The following is a 2,940-nucleotide window of genomic DNA, read 5'->3' on the forward strand; positions in this document are numbered from 1 at the left end:
TGCGGTCCCGCAAGATACCACGGGCGCACGGCGGATGCCTTGGCACAGGGAGCCGATGAAGGACGCGGCAAGCTGCGATAATCCCCGGCGAGGAGCACACATCCTTCGACCCGGGGGTCTCCGAATGGGCGAACCCATCCACAGAGGTGTGGATATCCCGACCCTGAACACATAGGGGCCGGGAGGACAACCCGGGGAACTGAAACATCTAAGTACCCGGAGGAGAGGAAATCAATCTCGAGACTCCCCGAGTAGCGGCGAGCGAAAGGGGACCGATGGCCAAACCGTCGAGCGGGCATACCCGGCAGGGGTTCCGCCGACGGGGTTGCAGGGCCGCGCATCCGGGGGCTGCCGCCCCCGGGCGCAGGTCCGGCTGGGGAGCGGAACGGCATGGGAGGGCCGGCCGCAGCGGGTGACAGCCCCGTACGCGAACCCAGACCGGACGGCGCGACGCGGTCCCTGAGTAGGGCCGGGCACGTGAAACCCGGTCCGAACCTGGGTGGACCACCATCCAAGCCTGAGTACTACCCTGTGACCGATAGCGCACCAGTACCGTGAGGGAAAGGTGAAAAGCACCCCGGGAGGGGAGTGAAACAGTACCTGAAACCGTGCGCCCACGAGCAGTCGGAGCAACTTTCAGTTGTGACGGCGTGCCTTTTGTAGAATGAGCCAGCGAGTCGCTGGCGCGGGGCGAGGTTAACCGAAAGGGAGCCGGAGCGAAAGCGAGCCTTAACAGGGCGACTTGAGTCCCGCGCCGCGGACGCGAAGCCGGGTGAGCTATCCGTGGGCAGGCTGAAGCGGGGGTAAGACCCCGTGGAGGGCCGAACGCACGTCGGTTGAAAACGGCGGCGATGACCTGCGGATAGGGGTGAAAGGCCAATCAAACCCGGAGATATCTCGTTCTCCCCGAAATAGCTTTAGGGCTAGCGTCGCGCGTTCACCGCCGGAGGTAGAGCACCGGATGGACGAGGGGGCTTCGCCGCCTACCGAATCCAACCGAACTCCGAATGCCGGCGGCCCAGAGCGCGGCAGTCAGAGCATGTGGGCTAAGCTGTGTGCTCGAGAGGGAAACAGCCCGGACCGCCCGCTAAGGTCCCCAAGTTCCAGCCGAGTGGCAAAGGATGTGCGTCCGCCCAGACAACCAGGATGTTGGCTTAGAAGCAGCCATCCATTCAAAGAGTGCGTAACAGCTCACTGGTCGAGTGGACATGCGCCGACAATACACGGGGCTAAGCTGGACACCGAAGCGGCGGGATTTTGATTTTCAGAATCGGTAGGGGAGCTTCCCATGGGCGGAGAAGCCGGAGGGCGACCGACGGTGGAGCGCATGGGAGTGAGAATGCTGGCATGAGTAGCGAGAGACGAGAGAGTAACTCGTCCGCCGTGAACCCGAGGTTTCCTGGGCAAGGCTAATCCTCCCAGGGTCAGTCGGGGGCTAAGGCGAGGCCGGGAGGCGTAGCCGACGCGCAGCAGGCAGACATTCCTGCACCGCGCACGCGGCGCTACGACCGACGGGGCGACGGATGGGGGTGGCTCGGCGGGGTTCTGGACGTCCCCGTGATGGAGCGCGGCCCGCGGACCAGGGAAATCCGGTCCGCAGAAGGGCGAGGCTCCGGACGAAGCGACTGAGCGAAGCGAGTGAGCCCGAGGTCCCTAGAAAAACCCCTAGGCAGGCGCGTGCGCGCCCGTACCGCAAACCGACACAGGTGGGTGGGTAGAACATACCGAGGCGATCGGGTCAACCATGGTCAAGGAACTCGGCACAATGGCCCCGTAACTTCGGGAGAAGGGGTGCCCGCGCGTACGTGAACCGGCTCGCCCGGGGAGCGGAGGCGGGCCGCAGTGGAGAGGCCCAAGCGACTGTTTACCAAAAACACAGGACTCTGCAGAAGCCGCAAGGCGACGTATAGGGTCTGACGCCTGCCCGGTGCCGGAAGGTCACGCGGAGGAGTTAGCGCATCGCGCGAAGCCCCGAAGCCAAGCCCCGGTAAACGGCGGCCGTAACTATAACGGTCCTAAGGTAGCGAAATTCCTTGTCGGGTAAGTTCCGACCTGCACGAAAGGCGCAACGACTTGGGCGCTGTCTCGACCATGGACCCGGTGAAATTGCACTGGTCGTGAAGATGCGACTTACCCGCGGAAGGACGGAAAGACCCCGTGAACCTTCACTGCAGCTTGGCATTGGCCGCTGGTCCCGCGTGTAGAGGATAGGCAGGAGGCATCGATCCGGAGGCGCCAGCCCCCGGGGAGCCGCCCTTGGAATACTGCCCTCGCGCGACCGGCGTCCTAACCCGAGGCCGTCAACCGGCTCGGGGACCGTGCCAGGCGGGCAGTTTGACTGGGGCGGTCGCCTCCTAAAGGGTAACGGAGGCGCGCGAAGGTCCGCTCGGGACGGTCGGCAACCGTCCTTTTGAATGCAAGAGTACAAGCGGGCTTGACTGCGAGGCCCACAAGCCGAGCAGGTGCGAAAGCAGGCTCTAGTGATCCGGCGGCCCCGAGTGGGTGGGCCGTCGCTCAACGGATAAAAGGTACTCCGGGGATAACAGGCTGATCTTGCCCAAGAGTCCACATCGACGGCAAGGTTTGGCACCTCGATGTCGGCTCATCGCATCCTGGGGCTGGAGCAGGTCCCAAGGGTACGGCTGTTCGCCGTTTAAAGCGGTACGCGAGCTGGGTTCAGAACGTCGTGAGACAGTTCGGTCCCTATCCTCCGTGGGCGCAGGAGAATCGATGGAGGCTGCCCCCAGTACGAGAGGACCGGGGTGGACGCACCTCCGGTGAACCGGTTGTCGACCAACGGCACGGCCGGGTAGCCGCGTGCGGCGCGGATAACCGCTGAAGGCATCTAAGCGGGAAGCCGTTCCAGGGATTAGTTCTCCTTCCGGTAAGGGCCCAGGTAGACTACCTGGTCGATAGACGGCAGGTGCAAGGGCGGCGACG

The 2,940-nt window shown here is 64.3% G+C and carries 1 rRNA gene; it reads left to right on the forward strand.

Annotated elements, in window-relative coordinates:
- Positions 1 to 7: 7 nt before the first annotated feature.
- A 23S ribosomal RNA gene (locus I4W09_RS10100) occupies positions 8 to 2,940 on the forward strand; the annotation flags it as partial.

The sequence above is a fragment of the Collinsella aerofaciens genome, assembly GCF_015670795.1.
In the GTDB taxonomy this organism is placed as follows: Bacteria; Actinomycetota; Coriobacteriia; order Coriobacteriales; family Coriobacteriaceae; genus Collinsella; species Collinsella aerofaciens_Q.